This window comes from Hungatella sp. SB206 (genome assembly GCF_051132295.1).
Lineage (GTDB): Bacteria > Bacillota > Clostridia > Lachnospirales > Lachnospiraceae > Hungatella > Hungatella effluvii.
Genome location: NZ_CP096603.1, coordinates 4,180,859 through 4,199,399, shown reverse-complemented (window position 1 = coordinate 4,199,399; position 18,541 = coordinate 4,180,859). Strand labels below are relative to the sequence as shown.

The 18,541-nt window shown below is 48.3% G+C and carries 21 protein-coding genes; 19 read left to right on the top strand and 2 right to left on the bottom strand.

From position 1 onward, the window contains the following. Position 1 precedes the first annotated feature (1 nt). From M1L66_RS18490 to hslO, 14 genes are all read left to right on the top strand, one after another. Positions 2 to 997, top strand: coding sequence for an ABC transporter ATP-binding protein (locus M1L66_RS18490; RefSeq protein ID WP_187019447.1), 996 nt, complete (start codon positions 2 to 4; stop codon positions 995 to 997). Then, entirely contained in the window at positions 990 to 1,952 is a 963-nt protein-coding gene (locus tag M1L66_RS18485) for an ABC transporter ATP-binding protein (RefSeq protein ID WP_187019448.1), read from the top strand. Before M1L66_RS18490 ends, M1L66_RS18485 begins: the two co-directional genes overlap by 8 nt. A gap of 39 nt (positions 1,953 to 1,991) precedes the next feature. Continuing rightward, positions 1,992 to 2,444, top strand: coding sequence for a YhcH/YjgK/YiaL family protein (locus M1L66_RS18480; protein WP_187019450.1), 453 nt, complete (start codon positions 1,992 to 1,994; stop codon positions 2,442 to 2,444). A 57-nt stretch (positions 2,445 to 2,501) separates the two neighbouring features. Continuing rightward, complete coding sequence (locus M1L66_RS18475; protein ID WP_025531444.1) at positions 2,502 to 3,548, top strand: hypothetical protein; 1,047 nt, start codon at positions 2,502 to 2,504, stop codon at positions 3,546 to 3,548. 243 nt (positions 3,549 to 3,791) lie between these two features. Beyond that, positions 3,792 to 4,748 carry an ADP-ribosylglycohydrolase family protein gene (locus M1L66_RS18470; protein WP_187019452.1) on the top strand — a complete coding sequence of 319 codons (957 nt, stop codon included), beginning with the start codon at positions 3,792 to 3,794 and terminating at the stop codon, positions 4,746 to 4,748. Between the two features lie 224 nt (positions 4,749 to 4,972). Then, positions 4,973 to 6,355: an MATE family efflux transporter gene (locus M1L66_RS18465; protein WP_187019454.1), complete on the top strand. Its 1,383-nt coding sequence runs from the start codon at positions 4,973 to 4,975 to the stop codon at positions 6,353 to 6,355. Between the two features lie 63 nt (positions 6,356 to 6,418). Next, the gene (locus M1L66_RS18460) at positions 6,419 to 6,913 is read left to right on the top strand and encodes a hypothetical protein (RefSeq protein ID WP_434687547.1); all 495 of its coding nucleotides are present in this window, start codon (positions 6,419 to 6,421) and stop codon (positions 6,911 to 6,913) included. A gap of 211 nt (positions 6,914 to 7,124) precedes the next feature. After that, positions 7,125 to 8,834, top strand: a complete 1,710-nt coding sequence (locus M1L66_RS18455) for a diguanylate cyclase domain-containing protein (protein WP_434687546.1) — start codon at positions 7,125 to 7,127, stop codon at positions 8,832 to 8,834. Positions 8,835 to 8,977: 143 nt separating this feature from the next. Continuing rightward, positions 8,978 to 9,640, top strand: a complete 663-nt coding sequence (locus M1L66_RS18450) for a VanZ family protein (RefSeq protein ID WP_187019458.1) — start codon at positions 8,978 to 8,980, stop codon at positions 9,638 to 9,640. 140 nt (positions 9,641 to 9,780) lie between these two features. Then, on the top strand, positions 9,781 to 10,089 hold the full coding sequence (gene rplU / locus M1L66_RS18445; RefSeq protein WP_002603748.1) for a 50S ribosomal protein L21: 309 nt from the start codon (positions 9,781 to 9,783) through the stop codon (positions 10,087 to 10,089). Positions 10,090 to 10,105: 16 nt separating this feature from the next. Continuing rightward, positions 10,106 to 10,396, top strand: coding sequence for a 50S ribosomal protein L27 (gene rpmA / locus M1L66_RS18440; RefSeq protein ID WP_002603749.1), 291 nt, complete (start codon positions 10,106 to 10,108; stop codon positions 10,394 to 10,396). 298 nt (positions 10,397 to 10,694) lie between these two features. Next, a complete protein-coding gene (locus tag M1L66_RS18435) occupies positions 10,695 to 11,204 on the top strand; it encodes an SEC-C metal-binding domain-containing protein (RefSeq protein WP_002603750.1) in 510 nt (169 codons plus the stop codon). Positions 11,205 to 11,269: 65 nt separating this feature from the next. Beyond that, positions 11,270 to 12,037: a class I SAM-dependent DNA methyltransferase gene (locus tag M1L66_RS18430; protein WP_187019460.1), complete on the top strand. Its 768-nt coding sequence runs from the start codon at positions 11,270 to 11,272 to the stop codon at positions 12,035 to 12,037. Next, entirely contained in the window at positions 12,034 to 12,915 is an 882-nt protein-coding gene (gene hslO, locus M1L66_RS18425; RefSeq protein WP_434687543.1) for an Hsp33 family molecular chaperone HslO, read from the top strand. The genes M1L66_RS18430 and hslO overlap by 4 nt, the downstream gene beginning before the upstream one ends. A 174-nt stretch (positions 12,916 to 13,089) precedes the next feature. Here the strand turns inward: hslO and M1L66_RS18420 are convergent, their stop codons facing one another. Then, positions 13,090 to 13,287, bottom strand: a complete 198-nt coding sequence (locus M1L66_RS18420) for a cold shock domain-containing protein (protein ID WP_002603753.1) — start codon at positions 13,285 to 13,287, stop codon at positions 13,090 to 13,092. A gap of 236 nt (positions 13,288 to 13,523) precedes the next feature. On the opposite strand from M1L66_RS18420, the gene M1L66_RS18415 reads away from it, so the two are divergent. Both M1L66_RS18415 and M1L66_RS18410 read left to right on the top strand, forming a co-directional pair. Then, on the top strand, positions 13,524 to 14,069 hold the full coding sequence (locus M1L66_RS18415) for a DUF5662 family protein (RefSeq protein ID WP_002603754.1): 546 nt from the start codon (positions 13,524 to 13,526) through the stop codon (positions 14,067 to 14,069). A gap of 13 nt (positions 14,070 to 14,082) precedes the next feature. Further along, complete coding sequence (locus M1L66_RS18410; protein WP_242355693.1) at positions 14,083 to 14,892, top strand: helix-turn-helix transcriptional regulator; 810 nt, start codon at positions 14,083 to 14,085, stop codon at positions 14,890 to 14,892. Between the two features lie 85 nt (positions 14,893 to 14,977). Here M1L66_RS18410 and M1L66_RS18405 read toward each other — a convergent pair whose 3' ends face one another. Then, on the bottom strand, positions 14,978 to 16,075 hold the full coding sequence (locus M1L66_RS18405) for a ribonuclease H-like domain-containing protein (RefSeq protein ID WP_434687539.1): 1,098 nt from the start codon (positions 16,073 to 16,075) through the stop codon (positions 14,978 to 14,980). A 240-nt stretch (positions 16,076 to 16,315) separates the two neighbouring features. Here M1L66_RS18405 and ruvA point away from each other — a divergent pair, with 240 nt between their 5' ends. The 3 genes from ruvA (at position 16,316) to M1L66_RS18390 (ending at position 18,498) form a co-directional block, all read left to right on the top strand. Beyond that, a complete protein-coding gene (gene ruvA, locus M1L66_RS18400) occupies positions 16,316 to 16,924 on the top strand; it encodes a Holliday junction branch migration protein RuvA (protein ID WP_434687537.1) in 609 nt (202 codons plus the stop codon). Positions 16,925 to 16,945: 21 nt separating this feature from the next. Continuing rightward, positions 16,946 to 17,941, top strand: coding sequence for a Holliday junction branch migration DNA helicase RuvB (gene ruvB, locus M1L66_RS18395; protein ID WP_434687535.1), 996 nt, complete (start codon positions 16,946 to 16,948; stop codon positions 17,939 to 17,941). 116 nt (positions 17,942 to 18,057) lie between these two features. Then, on the top strand, positions 18,058 to 18,498 hold the full coding sequence (locus M1L66_RS18390; RefSeq protein WP_434687533.1) for a cell division protein ZapA: 441 nt from the start codon (positions 18,058 to 18,060) through the stop codon (positions 18,496 to 18,498). Positions 18,499 to 18,541: the final 43 nt, after the last annotated feature.

Genomic DNA, 18,541 nt, shown 5'->3' with positions numbered 1-18,541 from the left:
CATGAGCTTACTGGAAATTAATGATTTGAACATACACTACGTAACGGAACAGGCGACTTTCCGTGCGGTAAATGGAATCGATCTGTCCCTGGAGGAGGGCGAGACTCTGGGACTGGTTGGGGAGACCGGAGCCGGAAAGACGACGACAGCTTTGGGCATTTTAAATCTGATCCCCAACCCTCCGGGAAGAATTGTGGGCGGAGAGATTCTCTACAAGGGAGAAAATGTGGTGACCATGGATCAGGCGGCTCTGCGGAAGCTGCGGGGAAATGAGATCTCCATGATCTTTCAGGATCCCATGACGGCCCTCAACCCGGTCATGAGGGTTGGAGACCAGATCGTCGAGACCATCAGCCTCCATATGGAGTGCTCCCGGGCCGAGGCGGTAGAGCGAAGTCTCGATATGTTAAAAATGGTGGGAATCGGGCCAGAACGAAGCACCGATTATCCCCATCAGCTTTCAGGCGGAATGAAGCAGCGGGTGGTCATCGCCATGGCGCTGGCCTGCAGCCCCGCGCTTCTGATTGCGGATGAGCCGACGACCGCTCTGGATGTGACGATTCAGGCGCAGGTCCTGGAGATGATCAACGATTTGAAGAACCGCTTAAAAACCTCCGTGCTGCTGATTACCCATGACCTGGGGATCGTCGCGGAGTGCTGTCAGAAGGTGGCGGTCATGTATGCAGGAGAGATTGTGGAATACGGCTCTCTCCGCGACATCTTCAAGGAAACCTCTCATCCGTATACGATGGGACTGTTCCGCTCCATTCCGTCTCTGACACGGAAGGAAAAAAGGCTGAATCCCATCGACGGCCTAATGCCCGATCCGGCCAACTTACCCAGGGGCTGCTGCTTTCATCCCCGCTGTCCCTATGCGGACGAGACATGCAGAAGCTGCCATCCGGACCTTTCGGACACGGGAAACGGCCATAAGGTCCGGTGCTTTCACCTGGAGGAGGCGAGAATGGGACACAGGGAGGTGAAGGCCAATGGCTGATTTACTGGAAGTAAAGGATTTGAAACGGTATTTTAAAACACCGGGAGGAGATTTGCACGCGGTAGACGGCGTGAATTTCACGCTGAAAGCCGGAAAGACGCTGGGCGTGGTGGGAGAGTCGGGATGCGGAAAATCCACACTGGGCCGCGTGGTGTTGGGGTTGATCGAAGCGACAGACGGGACCGTCTTATTTGAGGGAAAAGATATCACTCATTTGAAGCCGAAGAAACGGCGGGAGATGTGTAAGGAGATGCAGATGATTTTCCAGGATCCGCTGGCCTCCTTAAATCCCCGTATGTGTGTGGAAGAGCTGATCATGGATCCCATGAAAATCGTCCGCGCCTGCCGTGATAAGGAGACGATGCAGAAACGGGTCTATGAACTGATGGATCAGGTGGGCCTGGCGAGACGGTTTGCCTACTCCTATCCTCATGAGCTTGACGGCGGCAGAAGGCAGCGGATCGGTATAGCGAGAGCTCTGGTGCTGGGACCGAAGTTCCTGGTTTGTGATGAGCCGGTATCCGCCCTGGATGTATCGATTCAGGCGCAGATTATCAATCTGCTTCAGGATATCCAGGAAGAGAGCCGCTTATCCTATTTATTCATTACTCACGATATGTCGGTGGTGAAGCATATTTCTGATGATATTCTGGTGATGTACGTCGGCTGTATGGTGGAAAAGAGCAGTTCCGACGACTTGTTTGACCACCCGCTGCATCCCTATACGAAAGGGCTGCTGTCAGCCATCCCGGTACCGGATATTGATGTGGAGAAGAAACGGGTTCTTCTGCAGGGAGAACTGTCTTCCCCCATTAACCCGAAGCCCGGATGCAGATTTGCACCGAGGTGTCCCTATGCGGCGGAAGAATGCCGGACACGGCAGCCGGCATTTGAAGAAGTCCTGCCGGACCATTTTGTGGCATGCCACAAAGCGCGGGAAATTAACCAGCTATGATAGGTCATTTTAAAAGACGGAAAAGAGAGGAGTAAATCGATGGTATTTGAGAAAATCAGCGATCTGGATCGTTATGATTTGAGAAATAAAAAATTTACGGAGGCCCTTGCCTTCTTAAAACGGGAGAGATTGGAGGAACTGCCGGTCGGAAATTTTGAATTATGTCCCGGTGTGATCGTTCAGGTGCAGAGTTACGAGACAGAACCGGCGGCCGGAATTGATTACGAAACCCATGATCATCACTTCGATATCCATTACGTAATCCACGGTCTGGAAGGAATCGGAGTGACAGCGCGTGACGGCCTTACGGGAAAGGGAACCTACGACCCGGAAAAGGACATGGGATACTGGGAGGAACCCGGGGACGGGAGCATGGTGATTCTGCATCCCGGTGAATACGTCATTCTGGCTCCGGAAGACGCGCATAAGCCGCATTGTGCGGTGGGGGAGCCGTGCAGGATGAGAAAAATAGTTATAAAGGTGGAAGTGTAATAAGAAAAAGTACAAAGCGCTGAAATTTAGGAAATGAGGAAAAGAGGAAGAGAAGCCATGAAGATTTTACACTGTGATGCCAGACGAGATGAGATTCAGAAAACAGTATATTCCTGCGGTGAGTTTGCATATGAATATATTTCTGATTTTGCAAAGGATTTACCGGGCAATGTGGCAAGCGCCAGCATTGCCGGGGGCTGTACCGACCCGGAAGGGAATGTCTACCTGGGGATGCGCGGAAATCCCAGCCAGATTGTGAAGCTGGCGCCCGACGGAACGTACATAAAGGGGTTTGGAGGAGAACTGCTGGGGGACTATCTGCATTTTATTAAGTATACACCCCAGGACACGATCCTCTGTACCGATACCCATAATCATATCGTGCGTGAATTTGACACGGACGGAACGCTGATTCGCGATTTCGGAGAAGCAGGAAAGCCCAGCGACACCGGAATGGATATGGGAACGCTGGCCAGGATGCGCAGGGACGGCAAGATCTTTCCGACGGAGCCATACCTTGGCATAGTGGGAATGTGGGCCTTCTATGAGGCGCAGCGTCGTGTCAAGCGGGTTGCGGGGCCGTTTAATATGCCGACTGATGTGGATATGACTTCCAGCGGAGAATATATATTTGCAGATGGATATGGGAACCGGGCCGTACATATCTTTAATGCGGACGGTACTTACCGAAAGACCTTCGGCGGCGTGGGAGACTGGGAAAAGCCCTATGAGGACACTCCGGGAGATATGCTGATCGTTCATGCGCTGTGCGTGGATGCGCGGGACCATATCTGGATCTGTGACAGAGAGAAGGACGCCGTGCATGTGTTCGATACGGAAGGCAACGTAGTCGGCTATTGCAGCAACAACATGGGAATGCCCTCCGGCGTGGATACGGACGGCGAATACATTTACGTCGTGGGGCGCGCGGGCTACCTGACGGTCTTCGACCTGGATTTGAACATGGTGGCACAGCTGGGAACCTTTAATTCCGATCTGCGCGCCCACGATCTGGCGGCCAATAAGCAGGGCGATCTATTCCTGTTCCCTACGCACGCAAATGAGGATCACCAGGTAATTAAACTGCGCCGGATACGGAATTAGTGATAGGAATAGCGAAAAATACAGATATTAAGAAGAAACGTCTCATGATAATAAATGCAGGCGTTTCTTTTGTTTACTTTTTTGACGTTCCCTCTGCCCGTTTTTCCCAAACTCATGACGAGACAAAACAGTACTGCGCTATACTTTTATAGCATTATTGAAACGGCCATGGTATAATTGTCTATATATTTTTGGAAGCAAACGGCATGGTATCGGCAATGGATTATTTTATTGGAGGTAATTTTGAAGAAATTATACGATGGAATGATTGGTCTGGCAATCGGAGATGCGCTCGGTGTACCTGTTGAGTTTAAAACACGGCAGGAAATAGCGGAGAATCCCGTTCGGGAAATGAGGGAATATGGAACCCACCATCAGGCCAGGGGCGTATGGTCGGACGATACAAGCCTGACGCTTGCTCTGGTGGACAGCATTGTAAAATGCAGCGGTATAGATTACAACGATATCATGGAAAGATTTTCGGCATGGCTGCTGTATGGAGATTATACGGCGACGGGCGAGGTGTTTGATGTAGGGAATGCTACAAGCAGGGCAATCATGAATTATGGACACGGGACAGCACCGCTGCAGTGCGGTATGGTATCTGAATACGAAAATGGCAACGGTTCCTTAATGCGTATTCTGCCGATGGCATTTTATCTGTATTTACATGATCAATGGCCTGTGAAAGATCAAATCAGGCTGATCCATGAAGTGTCTTCCTTAACGCATCGCCATATGAGAAGCCTCGTGGGCTGTGGGATCTATGTACTCACTGCAAAAGAATTTATCCGGGAAAAGGGGACTTTAATGGATTCCGTAGAACGGGGAGTCGATGCTGCATTCTCCTGTTATGATGCAGCGGGGAATCCGGAGACGGCGGCCTATGAAAGGCTGAGAAACATAAACGGGTTTAGCGCGTTGCCGGATCATGAGATAAAGAGCAGCGGATATGTAGTCCATACACTGGAAGCCGCCATATGGTGCCTGCTGAATACAGATTCCTATAAAGACTGTGTCTTAAAGGCTGTAAACCTCGGAGATGATACCGATACGGTTGGTGCAGTCGCCGGAGGTTTGGCAGGTATTTATTACGGGAGCGAAAACATTCCAGCTAAATGGTTGAACGCGGTTGTTAAGAGACAATATATTGAAAGCTTATGTGAAGGTTTTAGATTGACGCCCCTCTTAAAACGATAGACATGATTCCGGCAGCAGGGCATAATCCCAGGTACGAGCGGCCGGAGGAGGAATGCACTGCGGCGCTTCGGGCTGTGCGTGAGACTGTGTTACGATATTATTTGGGACATATGGAAAAAAGCTTGTAGTTTCCTTTGATATTCGATATAATAAATATATTCGCCTGAAAACAGAGTCTTGAGATCAGGCGTTTATTTCGAAAGAGAAGGAAGTTGGAAGAACGTATGGGTGGAAAGTTAAAAGCTTTATTTGCGCAGACAGATATGACGGTGGGGAAACCATGGAAGCAGATCGTTATCTTTACGATTCCCATGTTGATCGGCAATATCGCACAGCAGCTTTATAACACGGTAGACAGTATCGTAGTCGGAAAGTATGTAGGAGATAACGCCCTTGCGGCGGTTGGAAGTGCCAGCCCGATTTTAAATCTGCTGCTGGTACTTTTTATTGGTATATCGATGGGAACCAGCATCATGGTGTCCCAGTTTTTTGGAGCAAAGGACAGAGAAAGCTTATCGAAGACCATCGGAAGCACGATCACTCTTACCGCGGTGTCCTCGCTGATCATTATGGTTCTCGGTTCGGTGACGATCCGGCCGCTTTTAAAGATGCTGAACACGCCGGCCAGCATTATTGACTGGTGCACCTCTTATCTGCTGATTCTGATTGTAGGCATCATGGGTGTGGCATATTACAACATGTTCTGCGGTATTTTAAGAGGGCTGGGAGATTCACTGTCGGCTCTGGTATACCTGCTGGTAGCGACGGTCATCAATATTGTCCTGGATCTCTGGTTTGTGGCGGGACTGCAGATGGGCGTGGCGGGGGTGGCTTTAGCCACGGTTATTGCACAGATGGTATCTGCGGTCCTCTGTTTCTTCAAGCTGAAACGGATGACGGATGTCTTTGATCTGAAATTTAAATACTTAAAGCCGGATATGGATAATATCATGACGATCCTGCGACTGGGGCTTCCGTCCGGTATCACCCAGGCCATCTTCTCCATGGCTATGGTCGTGGTTCAGTCGCTGACCAACAGCTTCGGCGAGATGGTGATTGCAGCCAACGTTATCATCATGCGTGTGGATGGATTCGCCATGATGCCGAACTTCTCCTTTGGTACGGCGATGACCACATATTCCGGCCAGAATGTAGGCGCAAGAGAGTTCGACCGGGTACATAAAGGAGCAAAACAGGGAACCATCATCGCGGCGGGAACGTCAGCGGCGATCACAGGCCTGATTCTGATTTTCGGAAAATATCTGATGGGTATCTTCACCAATACCTCCGAGCTGGTGACGCTGAGCGCCAATATGATGAAGATCCTTGCGGTCGGCTATATCGCCATGGCGGTGACACAGAGTCTCTCCGGTGTCATGAGAGGCGCCGGTGATACCATGACCCCCATGTGGATTTCCATCGTAACGACGGTATTTATCCGAGTTCCGCTGGCATACGGCATCGCTCATTTTACGAAGACCCCGGAGCTTCCGGGCGGCAGATATGAGTGTATCTGGGTATCCCTTCTGATTTCCTGGGTACTGGGTGCGGTATTGACCGTGGTATTCTACCGGATTGGTAAATGGAAGAATAAGGGACTGGAGTAATAGTGGGATTATAAGAAGCGGGAATAATACGCGAAATAACGGTTGAATTTGAGGTGGAGCGATATGGATGAATTAAGATGGTATTTATACGATCTTGTCCGCGAGATCATGGAAAAACATGGGATTGAGGAGACGGTCTATTCGCTGGAGACTGTCCGGGAAGGGGCCGTGTGCCTGATCCTCTCCGACCACGGATTTCTGGTAAGCAGCGGCGGAGACGAAGATTCGGAACAGGAAGATTTTTACCGTGGTTGCCGGGAACTTTTCCTGCGGATTTTCAGGGATGATGCGACGGCGGAAACGGCCATGCAGGAATTTTTGACAAGGACGCTGGATCTTCCGGTTATTATGAAAGGGCCGAGTGTATCGGGTCTGGAAGCCCGGATCCGGAAGTGTCAGGAAGAGATGGAAGCGCTGAAGAAAAAGGCGCAGGAGCCCGATGGTCAGAAATGGAAGGCGAAGCTGAACCTCGACCGCATCTATCTGGAGGGCCTTTTAAAAAATTTAAAAGACACTGATAAAACACGGTACGAGAAAATGAAAACAGAAATAATTTAATCGGGAAGTGTATAAAAATCTCTCTTTGGTTTAAAATAGGAGTATACCAAAGATGAGTGAATACTTATCCTCCCCTTTTTAGTGCGGAAGCCAGAAAACGTAAGGTTTACAGGGCTTCCGCATTTTTTATGGAAATCCGGCTGTACAGTTATCCTTCAAGAGGATATAATGAAACAAGATGCGGACATCGGACGAGAAAGGCGGCAGACATATGGAAGGATCGATATTGGAGCACTACAAGAACATACTGGACCTGGTACCTTGTGGTATTTGCCAGGTGGCACTGGATGATGATCTGACAATTTTGTATGCGAACCAGTTTTATTATGATATCTATGGCTATACTTCGCAGGAGGCAGAAGAAGAGGGATTTACAAATGCCAGATTTATTCTGCCGGAAGCGGATTTTCAGATGATCCATAAAAAACTTTTGGATCAGGTCGTGTGCGGTAAGACAAAATTTCAGATGGAATACCGGGGAGTACATAGTACGGGAAAAATTTTGTGGCTGTTGGTCCAGTGCACCTATGACCCCAATATACCCGGGAGCGTACTCTGTTCCCTGATGGATATTGCCGACCGGAAACGGATGGAAGACGAGATCCGCATGAGCATGGAGGAGAGCAAAACTGCCTTTGCACTCACGGATAAATACATGTATATATTCGATGTGGAGAACAGACGGCTTTTTCAGCCGGAGGCAGCTGCGGAAGAATTCGGTTTACCTGTTGTTGCAGACAACGCACCATACAGCATTGTGGAGTCGGGGACCATCGACGAGGAGAGCAGACAGGAATATATTGATTTTTACGAATCTATCATACAGGGAGAGTCAAAGGGACAGACAGTCGTTAAAAAGAGGAAAAAAGATGGCACCACCGGCTGGTATTCCGCTAAATTTGCGATGATTTACGACAGTGAGGGGAGACCCCGCCGCGCTATTATTTCCAGTGAGAATATTACGGAACAGCGGGAGAAAGAGCTGACTTATCAGAAATGGAGTCAGCATTTTAAGGCACAGGAAGGCAAGACCATCGGCTATTATGAGTATAATCTGACAAAAGACACAGTGGAGGCAGGGGACGATCCCCCTGATTATCTCAGGCCATTTGAAAAATACACAGAGACGGTGCGATACATCGCAGAGCGGTTCGTATATGAAGGAGACCGGGCAAGATTCTATAATTTCTTTAACAGAGACAAACTGCTGCTGCGCTATTATAACGGGCAGTTCTCCGGAAACATGGATTACTTGAGAAAAAGGGACGACGGAAGCCTTTACTGGGTCCGTGCAACCGTTCAGCTGATCGCTGACCCATATAATAACGACGTCCGGCTTTTTATGATGACGCTGGATATCGACGAGGAGAAATCGGAAACGCTCAGGCTGCAGCGCCGGGTGGAACACGATGGAATGACAGGAGTCTTAAACCGCGACACCTTTATGACCAGGGTGACAGAGGCACTGGAGGAGAGCGGCCCAGCAGCACGTCACGCGCTGATTATGCTGGACATCGACCAGTTTAAAGTACAGAACGACAGCTACGGACATCAGTTCGGTGATCAGGTCATCAAGGAGACCGCCGGGATACTGAAACATTTCCTCAGAAGAAATGACATCTGCGGCCGGATTGGCGGAGATGAATTCATGGTCTTCTTAAATGATATCACCTCCGAGCAGGATGTGATTCCCAGAATCGCTCAGCTTTGTGACCTGCTTAAGCGGAAGTACCCGGAAAAAGGCGAAGTCTCCTGCAGTCTGGGCGTCGTCTTTTATCCGAGGGACGGAGAAAACTTCAAAGAGCTGTACCGCAACGCGGATATCGCGTTGTATGAGGTGAAAAGGGCGGGGCGGTGTGATTTCAGGGTGTATGAAGGGGAGGCATCAAGAAGCAGCCTTCATTCAGAAACAGGTGTCTGATTTCAATATCTAACAGGTAGTTTTCATTTTAAGAAATTATGTTATAATTAATGGAATACAAAAAAGTTTTAATATGATAGAATGATTACAAAGTAATGCAAATCATACCTATTCCATCTACCAGAAAAGGAGACCACGAAGACATGCTTAATAGCATCACAAACCTAATCCCATGGAACAGCATCTGGAATCCGTACACATTTCCGGGGGCTCAAACCATTGTGATGCTTGTAATCCTGGCAATGGTTGTAACCGTAAGTTTCACAGCACTATTTTTTGGAAGGAAGGCAGCGGCAGGAGTTCTCAAAAAAGAATTGCTTCTTTACTGGCTATTCACAATCTTCTCAGCCACGCTGCTGGCCAGAAAGGAGACAGCAGAACCGAGGATCAATATGGAATTGTTCTGGACTGTCAGGTATGCGTGGGAACGGCACTCAAGGATACACTGGTTTTATATACTGGGGAATATTGCCCTTTTTATCCCGCTGGGGTACCTTCTGCCAATGAATGGAAAGATCTTTAAATTCTCTCTGCTGACGGTTTTATTTGGGTTCCTTTTGTCGGTGGCAATCGAAGCAGCCCAGTATTTTTTCAGGTTAGGCCTGTGTGAACTGGATGATATGTTTAACAATACATGGGGCACACTTTTGGGATATTCGATCTACCGGCTTACAGTACCCGGATTAAGAGGGCAGTCCAGAATGAAAGAGATTCTGAACTTTGTCAGTAAATGTGGCTGCGCACTTATAATTTTAGGGACAGTGGTCCTGTTTTTTACATTACTTAAAATAAATCTGGCGGGATAGAATGTAAAACAGCCGGAATTTTCTTGACATATTAACCAAATAATGCTATCCTAACTAAGTATGTGCCGCTCAACAAGGTCCTAAGCGTCCGGCTTCCCGGACCACCGAAATTGGCGAGTAAAGAAAACAGGAGGTGCCATATGTACGCAATTATCGCAACAGGTGGCAAGCAGTACAAAGTATCAGAAGGTGACACAATCAAGGTTGAAAAGCTTGGTGTCGAAGCAGGAGAAACAGTAACATTTGATCAGATTCTGGTTGTGAACAACGGAGAACTGGCAGTTGGATGTCCTACCGTAGCAGGAGCTACTGTAACGGGTACTGTTGTAAAGGAAGGCAAAGCAAAGAAAGTCATCGTTTACAAGTATAAGAGAAAATCCGGCTATCATAAGAAGAATGGTCACAGACAGGCTTATACACAGATCAAGATCGATAAGATCAACGCTTAATAAGGGGGACTGACAAATGTTAAATATGAATCTTCAATTTTTTGCACATAAAAAAGGTGTTGGATCTACAAAGAACGGCAGAGACTCCGAGTCCAAGAGATTAGGCGCCAAGAGAGCGGACGGCCAGTTCGTTTTAGCCGGCAACATTCTTTACAGACAGCGTGGTACACATATTCATCCAGGCATCAACGTAGGCCGTGGTGGAGATGATACACTGTTCGCTACCGTGGATGGCGTTGTCAGATTTGAAAGAAAGGGCAGAGACAAAAAGCAGGTTTCTGTTTATCCAAGAACAATCAGCGAATAATAAAGTAAAATCCCTGTGCCTGGCATGGGGATTTTTTCATTTTCAAAAAAAGATGGTATCTCCCTGTATAAAAAAATCCAGAATGGGAATTATAATACTATCAACAAAAGAAAAAAGAAATACTTATCCTCCCCTTTTTAGTGTGGAAGGCTGAAAAACCTCGAGTTTATGCAGCTTTCTGCACTTTTTTTTGATTCCGTGTCCAAATAATCAAAAAACGTTTTGCAAATTTGTCAAAGTTGTTATATACTGATTCATGAAGTATTACAGAAATAAGAGATAAAAGGATGGTTGAGCGATGACTATTTTAGAAAATTGGAGAACCCTGGCGTATGGCGATGGGCTGGATGATAAAGCAAGGGAAGAGTTATGGTCTAATTACTTCGTAGTGGAGAAAGGTATCTATGAGCAGATTCTCTCCGCGCCGGAGACTGTAGTGGAAGGAACTGTGAAGGAACTGGCTGAAAAGTACGGTACTGATGTTCAGACCATGACAGGATTTTTAGATGGTATCAATGAGAGCTTAAAGGGATATGAGAATCCGATCGACACCATGGACGAGGATACTGTTGTAAAGATCGAGATCGATCCGGAAAAGTTATATTACAACATGGTAGAGGCGAAAGCGGAATGGCTTTACGGTCTTCCTCAGTGGGAGCAGCTTCTTCCGGAAGAGAAGAAGAAAGAGCTGTACAAGAAGCAGAAAGCTTCCGGAACCATTGTAAAGGGACCGAAGATCGGAAGAAATGATCCATGTCCGTGCGGAAGCGGCAAGAAGTATAAGAAGTGCTGCGGAAAGAACGCATAGTAACGCAAACTGATACCCTGCATGTTATGTGCGGGGTATTTGATTGTTAAGAGGAGGAGATGCAGATGGAGGCCTATACCGGATTTGCAGAGGTGTACGATACCTTTATGGACAATATTCCATATGGAGAATGGTGCCGGTATCTAACCGGACTTTTAAAGAAATACGGCGTAGAAGACGGCCTGGTCCTGGATCTGGGATGCGGAACGGGAAGCGTGACGGAGCTTCTGTCTGAGAAAGGCTACGACATGATCGGCGTCGACAATTCCGAGGACATGCTTCAGATCGCCATGGACAAGCGCGCTGCCTCCGGGCGTGATATTCTATATCTGCTTCAGGATATGCGGGATTTCGAGCTGTACGGCACGGTGGCAGCCGTGGTCAGCATCTGCGACTGTATGAACTATATCCTGGAATACGATGATCTGGTGGAGGTATTTTCTCTTGTTAACAATTACCTGGATCCGGAAGGTATTTTTATTTTTGATTTAAATACAATCTATAAGTATGAAAATGTGCTTGGGGAATCCACCATTGCGGAAGACCGGGAAGAGAGCAGCTTCATCTGGGAGAATTATTACGATCAGGACACCATGGTCAATGAATACGATTTAGCCCTGTTTATCCGGATGGAGGACGATCTCTACCGGAAGTATGTGGAAACTCACTATCAGAAAGCCTATTCTCTGGACACAGTGATAATGGCACTTAGAGAGGCGGGAATGGACTTTGTGGCGGCTTATGACGCATTTACGGAGAATCCCATAAGGGAGGACAGTGAGCGTATCTACGTCGTTGCCCGGGAACGCGGAAAGAAAGAGGAAGAACGATGACGGATTATATTGTACGAGCCACAGCCGGAGACCATCAGGTCCGTGCATTTGCGGCTACAACAAGAGAAATGGTGGAACATGCAAGGCTTGCCCATAATACGAGCCCTGTGGCCACAGCGGCCTTAGGACGCCTTTTAACGGCGGGAGCCATGATGGGTGTTATGATGAAGGGCGATGACGATTTACTGACCCTTAAGGTGCAGGGGAGCGGACCGATCGAAGGCCTGACTGTGACCGCGGACTCTAAGGGCAATGTAAAAGGCTATGCCTTTAATCCGGGAGTCATGCTGCCGCCTAATGAGAAAGGCAAGCTGGATGTGGGCGGAGCCGTGGGAGAGGGCGTTTTAAGCGTGATTAAGGATATCGGCTTAAAGGAACCGTACGTAGGTCAGACAATTTTGGTCGGCGGAGAGATTGCGGAAGATTTAACCTATTACTATGCTACGTCGGAGCAGACGCCGTCCTCTGTAGCACTGGGAGTCCTGATGAATAAGGACAATACGGTGAAACAGGCGGGAGGCTTTATCATTCAGCTTCTGCCGGGCGCGTCGGACGAGATGATCGATAAGCTGGAAAAGAAGCTGGGTGAGATCACCTCCATTACTTCACTGCTGGATGAGGGAAATACCCCGGAGATGATTCTGGATCATATATTAGGGGAGTTTGGCCTTGAAATCATGGATAAGGTTCCGGCGGAATTTACCTGCAACTGTACGAAAGAACGTGTGGAGAAAGCATTAATCAGTATTGGAAAGAAAGAATTAAATGAAATGATTGATGAGGGCGAGAGCATCGAGGTGAACTGCCATTTCTGCAACAAGCACTACAATTTCTCTGTGGAAGAACTGACGGATATCCGCGACCGTGCGGTGAGATAGGGTTTCATAGGGTAAATATCTCTGTGCAGTCAAAAAGAGCCATCCGAAATCGGGTGGCTCTGTCTGTAATCATGTAAAACAATCGTACTTCTTCCTTTATGTTATTTCAATCCACGCATGGGAAATTCGCAGTGGCGGTCACATCTTGAAAAAGGTACATCGCTAAGTCAATGATTAAAATTTGGTAACGTTTACTGCCTGAGGTCCCTTAGCACCATCGACTACGTCGAATTCTACGCTGGCGCCTTCGTCTAAAGACTTGAAGCCATCCATGTTCAGACCTGAGTAGTGTACGAATACGTCGTTACCCTGCTCGTCGGAAATAAATCCGTAACCTTTTTGGTTGTTAAACCACTTAACTGTACCTTTCATTGTGATACCTCCAAAATGAATAAAAAAATTATAGTATATTGAGCTGCAGCATCTCTGCAACTTCCCTAAGAATAGCATAGTTTGGGAAAGGTGTCAAACATTTTCAGCTTAAAAAAATAAGAAATCTAAAAAATAAAAGAAGAAAGAAATTATAGTGGCATAGAGTAGGAAAAGTGTGGTAAAATGGGAACGATTTGAAGCGTATTCTGCGCTTTTAAGAACAGATGGAGGCGGCTATGACGTTACATAATCTTTGGGGACATTTTCATACGATAACGGTGCATAAATTCAGAGTCATGAAGAATTGTTTCCGGGTAGGGCTTTATAAACAGGGACTCCTTCATGATCTGTCGAAATACGGTCCGGAAGAGTTTATTCCAGGGGTGATTTATTATCAGGGGACGAGGAGTCCCAACGCTGCAGAAAGGGAGGAGAAGGGCTTTTCGAAGGCGTGGCTTCACCACAAGGGGAGGAATAAGCATCATTACGAATACTGGATCGACTTTACGACAGATATGTCGAAGGGTCTGGCCGGCCATAAGATGCCGCTGAAGTACGTCATCGAGATGATGATGGACCGGATCGCGGCGTCCAAAACATATAAGGGGAAGGACTACACGGATGCATCCCCCTGGGAGTATTACAGCCATGCAAAGAAGTATATGGTCATAGCGCCGGAGACGGCTAAGCTGCTGGAAGAACTCCTTCTGATGCTGAAGGAACATGGAGAAGAGCGGACCTTCGCCTATATGAAGGCCCTGCTGAAAAATGGTGATTATTGATTGGGGGAAAGCTATGAAGTGCAACATCAGCCGCACAAAGCGGTCTTATGAGTTTCACATGGCGGAAAGCCACTGGCATACGCATTACGAGTTTTATTATCTCTATTCGGGACACTGCAAGATATTTATCAACCATACGCTGTATTACGTTGAGCCGGGGGATATTATCTTCTTAAAGCCGGGGGAGATACACCGGACCACATACCATTCGAGTCCGGTAAATGAAAGGGTTACCATCAGCTTTGACGGGGAATATCTCGACAGTATGAAAGAACTGTGCGGGGAAGAGAATGTGGAATATATATTCCGCAACTCGAAGGTTACCGTTCCAAGTGGAAACCGGAGCAGGGTGGAAGAATTGATCAGCCGGATCGAATACGAGGAGACAGGACAGGATGGATTTTCACCGCTCATGAAAAGAGGGTGTTTTTATGAACTTTTGGTGTCACTGTCCCGCTGTCAGGAGGCGGAGACGGATCACGGCCGGCTGGAACTGGGAGAAGAGACCATCGAGGAAGCTGCCAAATATATCTACGATCATTATCAGAATCCCATTACTCTGGAGGAGATGGCGGAATTAAGCCACATGAGTCCCGCCTATTTCTCCCGGAAGTTTAAGGCGGTCACAGGTTTTGGGTATAAAGAATATCTGACCAATATCAGAATCCGGGAGGCGTCGAGACTTCTTCTCAATTCCGATTGCTCTGTCACAGAGATTGCAGACCGGTGCGGATTTGGAGACGGAAACTATTTTGGAGACGCGTTCAGAAAGGCGAAAGGTGTATCTCCGCGTGCATTCAGAAAGATGCAGGGGGGCGTTTGAACGAATGCTCTCTCTTATGGAGCCAATACACAGCCCCGTCCCCCTTCTGTTCTCCTCAGGCTCTTTGGCGTAGCATTCGGCGCCCTTATTTACTGCACAGGTAATCCAGTAAATGACGGACGTAACCGCCGTTACGTTCCTGTTCCGCAAACTGCCTGTCATCATATGGAAAGTATGTGATACGGTCCTTATACTCCTTTTGAAGAACCGGCTCAAAGATGGGAGCAAACTGGGGCAGATAACAGCCGTCACGGCGTGTATAGCAGGTCTTTGCCGTTGCCTTGATGCGGGCTTCCCTGTCCACGTATTCGGCGACGCTCTTATGGATAGCCCGGTCCTCATAGATAAGGTAGTAATAATTTTTGTAATCAGGATAAAAATACTTAAGCTCCCCCTCATACAGATCGACAGAGGCCGTGAGCTGTCCGCCCTTCGCATCAAGATCGGCCACGGAGGAGGAACGGGAAAATGGAACCGGCACGGTATAGTCGCTTTGGTAAATTAGTTTGAGGGCGTGATATTCCCGGCCGAAGAGATCGTTCCGTGTCAGAAGCTCCTGATCTACCAGCGTGAAGCTGTGCTCCAGATAGTCCGGATAATTGAGTATCGGCAGGATGCCAGGCATCCCCCGGAGATCATCGGCATTATGTAAGAGAAGCATGTCCAAAAGCACCTGTTCGTGCGAAAATAAATAATCCTTATATACTTCAATCAGCTGGCCGCCGGAGTAGATATCTTCCCGCTCGACGCCGAGAAACTGTTCGATGGCTTTCTGTTTCATGCTCTCCAGGCCAAGCAGGTTCCGGTAAGGGCGGATTTTTTTATAGATATCCAGACTCGTCACTCCGGAAAAATCGTAAGGCAGGTCGTAGACACGGCAGCGCTTTAAAAGATAAGGAATATCGAAGCCGTCCCCGTTAAAATGAACGACGATAGGGAAACGTTTTAGAAATTCGAAGAAGGTTATAAGCACCTCTTTCTCGGCAGACACGGTGTCGGCAAACCACTGAACCAGGTTCCATCGGCCGCCCTCGTAATAGACGCATCCCACTAAATACAGGTTGGAATATTCTCCGGAAAATCCGGTCGTTTCTATATCAAAAAATAAAAGGTCTTCCCGCTTCCCGAGACGGTCCAAAGGGTATGTCTCAGGGAAAAGCGGTGTTTCGTGTATGGTAATCATTGTGATGTCTCCTGAAATCCGTTTTTATGGAGTCATTATATCATAAGGAGAAAATTCAGGAAAGACTTAAACCTGTCTTTTTAAGTGTGGATTTACCGGAAAAATGGATTCCTCCCAGTTTGTGAAGGGCAACCTCCGGGCAGGAAAATAGAATATTTGTTCGATTAACTGCTTGCATATGAATACACGGTATGATATGATAAAAGGCAAAGCAGAGAAGAGAAAAAGGAGACTGAGCGCGTGATTTCTTATGTAAAGGGACCTCTGGTCGATATCTTTGAAGACACCGTGATCATTGAAGCGGGATACATCGGTCTGGAAATCCATGTACCGTTATCCGTACTGGACCGCTTGCCGGGCATTGGTATGGAGACGATTTTGTATACATATTTTCAGGTGAGGGAAGACGGGATGTGCCTTTATGGTTTCTTAAACCGGCAGGACTTACGGATGTTTAAGCAGCTGATCAGCGTCAGCGGGATTGGACCGAAGGGGGCGCTGGGCGTCCTGTCGGCCATGACGCCTGATGATTTGAGGGTCGCTATTATTTCCGGCGACGCGAAGGCAATTTCCAGGGCGCCGGGGATCGGAGTGAAGACGGCCCAGCGGGTGATTCTGGATTTGAAGGACAAGATTGATATGGCGGATGTTCTGCCTGCACAGTTTGTGGCAGCGGAAGGCCCCGAGATATCAGCCGGAGGTGTGGCCAAAGAGGCGATCGAAGCGCTGGTCGCTCTGGGATACTCCCAGACCGAGGCGAACCGCGCGGTAGGCAAGGTGGAAGTGACTGACGTCATGACCTCCGAGGATGTCCTGAAGGCATCGCTGAAGCATCTGGCATTCCTATAAAAACAGCAGGTAGATGAGAAGATGGAACGAAGAATCATAACGACAGAAGTTACGGAAGAAGATAAGCGGATTGAGCCCAACCTCCGTCCGCAGAGTCTGAACGATTATATTGGCCAGGAGAAACTGAAGGCCAACTTAAAGGTGTATATCGACGCGGCGAAGGCCAGGGGAGAATCTCTTGACCATGTGCTGTTTTACGGACCGCCGGGACTGGGGAAGACAACATTATCCGGGATCATTGCCAATGAGATGGGCGTGAACATGAAAGTGACCAGCGGCCCCGCGATTGAGAAGCCGGGGGAGATGGCGGCTATATTGAATAACCTCCAGGAAGGCGATGTCCTGTTTGTGGATGAGATACACCGCCTTAACCGTCAGGTGGAGGAAGTCCTGTATCCGGCTATGGAGGATTACGCAATTGACATCATGCTGGGCAAGGATTCCGCAGCGCGTTCGATCCGCCTGGATTTACCCAGGTTTACGCTGGTCGGTGCAACCACCAGGGCGGGACTCTTGACAGCCCCGCTGCGGGACCGGTTCGGCGTGGTACAGAAGATGGAATTTTATACGCCGGAGGAGCTTCAGATTATCGTCTGCCACTCGGCTAAGGTATTAGAGGTGGAGATTGAGCCGGAAGGCGCCGCGGAGATCGCCAAGCGCTCCAGAGGTACGCCGCGGTTGGCGAACCGTCTGTTAAAGCGGGTTCGTGATTTTGCCCAGGTGAAGTACAACGGCGTGATTACGAAAGAGGTGGCAGATTTCGCACTGAATATTCTGGATGTGGATAAGTTTGGACTGGATAACAATGACAGAGCCATCTTAATCACAATGATAGAAAAATTTTCGGGAGGACCGGTGGGGCTTGAGACGCTGGCGGCTTCTCTCGGCGAGGATGCAGGGACTTTGGAGGACGTGTATGAACCCTATCTGCTGATGAACGGGTTTATCAACCGAACGCCCCGCGGCCGTGTGGCGACGGAACGGGCGTATCACCATCTGGGACTTGCTCTGGAATAGCTGCGAACAGGAAGAAATGTAAAAACTCAGTGCAGGAAAACACTTTGACATCCGTGTAAAATATGGTATATTATGATAAGAAAGCGATACAGCAAAAGATAACAGGAGAGCATGACATGGATACCAAGCACTATACCGAGGTTTTAATAGATGGAAGAATATATACTCTGGGAGGCACCGAGGATGAGGGCTACATGCAGCGTGTGGCCAGCTATATCAATGAGATGATCACAACGCTTAAGAGGCAGGAAGGTTTTACGAAGCAGAGTGCAGAGTACCAGACCGCCATGGTAGAACTGAATATGGCGGACGATTACTTCAAAGCGAGAGAACAGATCGCGCAGCTGGAGCGGCAAAAGCATGAGATGGAAAAGGAAGTCTACAGCCTGAAGCATGAGCTGGTGACGACCCAGATGAAACTGGAGGCCGCGAATAAGGAACTGGCAGCAGGCAGAACCTCCAGACAGACTGCATCTGCCGGGAATGCTTCGGAGAGTAAGAAGAACGCAGGTCATACCGGCGGCACAGTCCGGACAGGCAGTGAGAATAAGGAATAAAATCGGGGGATGTCTCATGAGCAGGGAGACATCCCCTTATTAT

Bases quoted from the DNA above. Each gene is read 5' to 3' on its own strand.
- M1L66_RS18405 (WP_434687539.1), bottom strand. From the start codon at position 16,075: ATGATTACCATACACGAAACACCGCTTTTCCCTGAGACATACCCTTTG.
- M1L66_RS18490 (WP_187019447.1), top strand. From the start codon at position 2: ATGAGCTTACTGGAAATTAATGATTTGAACATACACTACGTAACGGAA.
- rplU (WP_002603748.1), top strand. From the start codon at position 9,781: ATGTACGCAATTATCGCAACAGGTGGCAAGCAGTACAAAGTATCAGAA.
- M1L66_RS18475 (WP_025531444.1), top strand. From the start codon at position 2,502: ATGAAGATTTTACACTGTGATGCCAGACGAGATGAGATTCAGAAAACA.
- M1L66_RS18465 (WP_187019454.1), top strand. From the start codon at position 4,973: ATGGGTGGAAAGTTAAAAGCTTTATTTGCGCAGACAGATATGACGGTG.
- M1L66_RS18460 (WP_434687547.1), top strand. From the start codon at position 6,419: ATGGATGAATTAAGATGGTATTTATACGATCTTGTCCGCGAGATCATG.
- M1L66_RS18410 (WP_242355693.1), top strand. From the start codon at position 14,083: ATGAAGTGCAACATCAGCCGCACAAAGCGGTCTTATGAGTTTCACATG.
- M1L66_RS18415 (WP_002603754.1), top strand. From the start codon at position 13,524: ATGACGTTACATAATCTTTGGGGACATTTTCATACGATAACGGTGCAT.
- M1L66_RS18430 (WP_187019460.1), top strand. From the start codon at position 11,270: ATGGAGGCCTATACCGGATTTGCAGAGGTGTACGATACCTTTATGGAC.
- M1L66_RS18450 (WP_187019458.1), top strand. From the start codon at position 8,978: ATGCTTAATAGCATCACAAACCTAATCCCATGGAACAGCATCTGGAAT.
- hslO (WP_434687543.1), top strand. From the start codon at position 12,034: ATGACGGATTATATTGTACGAGCCACAGCCGGAGACCATCAGGTCCGT.
- rpmA (WP_002603749.1), top strand. From the start codon at position 10,106: ATGTTAAATATGAATCTTCAATTTTTTGCACATAAAAAAGGTGTTGGA.
- M1L66_RS18420 (WP_002603753.1), bottom strand. From the start codon at position 13,287: ATGAAAGGTACAGTTAAGTGGTTTAACAACCAAAAAGGTTACGGATTT.
- M1L66_RS18455 (WP_434687546.1), top strand. From the start codon at position 7,125: ATGGAAGGATCGATATTGGAGCACTACAAGAACATACTGGACCTGGTA.
- M1L66_RS18390 (WP_434687533.1), top strand. From the start codon at position 18,058: ATGGATACCAAGCACTATACCGAGGTTTTAATAGATGGAAGAATATAT.
- M1L66_RS18435 (WP_002603750.1), top strand. From the start codon at position 10,695: ATGACTATTTTAGAAAATTGGAGAACCCTGGCGTATGGCGATGGGCTG.
- ruvB (WP_434687535.1), top strand. From the start codon at position 16,946: ATGGAACGAAGAATCATAACGACAGAAGTTACGGAAGAAGATAAGCGG.
- M1L66_RS18480 (WP_187019450.1), top strand. From the start codon at position 1,992: ATGGTATTTGAGAAAATCAGCGATCTGGATCGTTATGATTTGAGAAAT.
- M1L66_RS18485 (WP_187019448.1), top strand. From the start codon at position 990: ATGGCTGATTTACTGGAAGTAAAGGATTTGAAACGGTATTTTAAAACA.